The sequence below is a fragment of the Dietzia sp. DQ11-44 genome (assembly GCF_014145205.1).
Lineage (GTDB): Bacteria > Actinomycetota > Actinomycetes > Mycobacteriales > Mycobacteriaceae > Dietzia > Dietzia natronolimnaea.
Window position 1 is genome coordinate 1 of record NZ_JAALEC010000622.1, and the last position, 1,790, is coordinate 1,790.

Below are 1,790 nucleotides of genomic sequence, written 5' to 3' on the forward strand. Positions count from 1 at the left end.
TGGCCGCATGCGCGAGACCTCAGACGCCCCGGACGTCGACCCCACGGGCGCCCCCGCCGAGCCCGTGACGATCGCCCCCGCCGCGGGCACCGGCGCCGACGCCCACTCCGGCGTCGTCTCGCGGGTGTTCACCGACCGGTGGATGGGCGTGTTGCTGACCATCGGGTCGGTCATCGCCCTGGTGGCGTCGTTCCAGCTCAGCCTGGACAAGATCCGGCTCCTGGAGAACCCGGACTACATGCCGGCCTGCAACTTCTCCATCCTGATGAGCTGCAAGAGCGTCATCAACTCCGAGCAGGGCTCGGTCTTCGGCTTCCCCAATCCCTTCATCGGGCTGGTGGGCTACGCCGTGCTCATCGCGATCGGCGTGGCCGCCGCCTCGGGCGTGCGCTTCCCGCGCTGGTACTGGGTGGGCGCGCTGCTGGGCCTGACGTTCGCCGCGGGGATGGTGCACTGGCTGGCGTACCAGTCCATCTTCTCCATCCAGGTGCTCTGCCCCTGGTGCATGGTCGTGTGGGCCGTGACCATCCCCATGTTCTGGTACACGCTGCTGCACGTCCTGGCCAAGCTCACCGGCGCCGGCTGGGTGCGGGCGCTCCAGCGGTGGCACCTGGTCCCCGTGGTCGTGTGGTTCCTGGCCATGGCCGCGATCATCCTCTGGGCGTTCTGGGACTTCTACTGGGCGGACTTCTTCGGCAACCTCTGACGGCAGCGCCCTCCGGCCGGCAGAGCACTCCGGCCAGCAGAGCCCGTCGGCCGGCCCACGCCATCCCCGCCACCGGCACCGCCCGTGCGACCTGAAGGGAACCCGATGCGCTTCGTGGGAATCGACGTGGTGATCCCGGTCCACGACGAGCAGGAGCTGCTCCCCGGGTGCCTGGACTCTCTCGAGGCGTGCGCCGCGGTCACCCCCGTGCCGGTGACGGTGACCGTGGTCCTCGATTCCTGCACCGACGCCTCCGAGACGATCGCTCGCGGCCGGGTCCGGATCGTGCGGTGCGACGCGCGCAACGTCGGCGCCGCGCGGGCCGTCGGGTTCGACTCCCTCCCGCGACCCGCCTCGCCGCAACGGTCCGGGCAGCGCTGGTACGCCACCACCGACGCCGACTCGCGCGTGCCCCCCCACCTGGCTGGCCGACCAGCTGGCCCGGGCACTCGACGGCGCCGACGTGGTAGCCGGTCTGGTCGAGGTGACCGACTGGTCCGAGTGGAACCCGGACACCCGGGTGCGCTACCTCGAGGGCTACCGGGCCGGTTCCGACCACCGGCACATCCACGGCGCCAACATCGGCATCTCGGCCCGTGCGTACCGCGACCTGGGCGGGTTCGAGCCCCTGCCGGTCCACGAGGACGTGCGCCTGGTGCACCGCGCCGAGGAGGCGGGTCTGGCGATCGCCTGGTCCACCGCGACGCCGGTGACCACCTCCGCCCGGCGGCACTCCCGGACCCCCGGTGGGTTCTCCGGCCACCTGGCCCTGACCGAGCTGGACCACGCAGGGCTGGATCACGCCGAGTCGGACCACGCCGAGCTGGACCACACCAGGAGCGGGGTCACCCCATGACATCACCCGATCGCCCCCGCAGAGCCGACCTCGCCCGCGAGTGGGTCCAAGAGGGGCGCGCCGACCTGCCCCTCCCCGGACACGGGGACACCCGCGCCCGCTGGTCCGAGCTCACCGCGATGTGCGCCCACGATGTGTCGGCCGGCCGCCTGGTCGAGGCCCACGCCGACGCCGACGCCATCCTCGCCGAGATCGAGGGCACCCGAGTCTCGCCCGGCGAGTTCTGGG

At 72.2% G+C, this 1,790-nt stretch carries 2 protein-coding genes and 1 pseudogene; all 3 read left to right on the forward strand.

Features of this window, described 5'->3' with window-relative positions; genetic code table 11:
- The first annotated feature begins 7 nt into the window (after window positions 1-7).
- A complete protein-coding gene (locus tag G6018_RS14425) occupies window positions 8-706 on the forward strand; it encodes a vitamin K epoxide reductase family protein (RefSeq protein ID WP_182617849.1) in 699 nt (232 codons plus the stop codon).
- A 484-nt stretch (window positions 707-1,190) separates the two neighbouring features.
- Window positions 1,191-1,562, forward strand: a complete 372-nt coding sequence (locus tag G6018_RS17445) for a hypothetical protein (RefSeq protein ID WP_241731239.1) — start codon at window positions 1,191-1,193, stop codon at window positions 1,560-1,562.
- Window positions 1,559-1,790, forward strand: a pseudogene (locus G6018_RS14435) (acyl-CoA dehydrogenase); the annotation flags it as partial. The gene G6018_RS17445 and the pseudogene G6018_RS14435, both read left to right, overlap by 4 nt.

What these genes read in the sequence shown, in the direction of transcription:
- G6018_RS14425 (WP_182617849.1), top strand. Translation starts at nt 8, where the DNA reads ATGCGCGAGACCTCAGACGCCCCGGACGTCGACCCCACGGGCGCCCCC.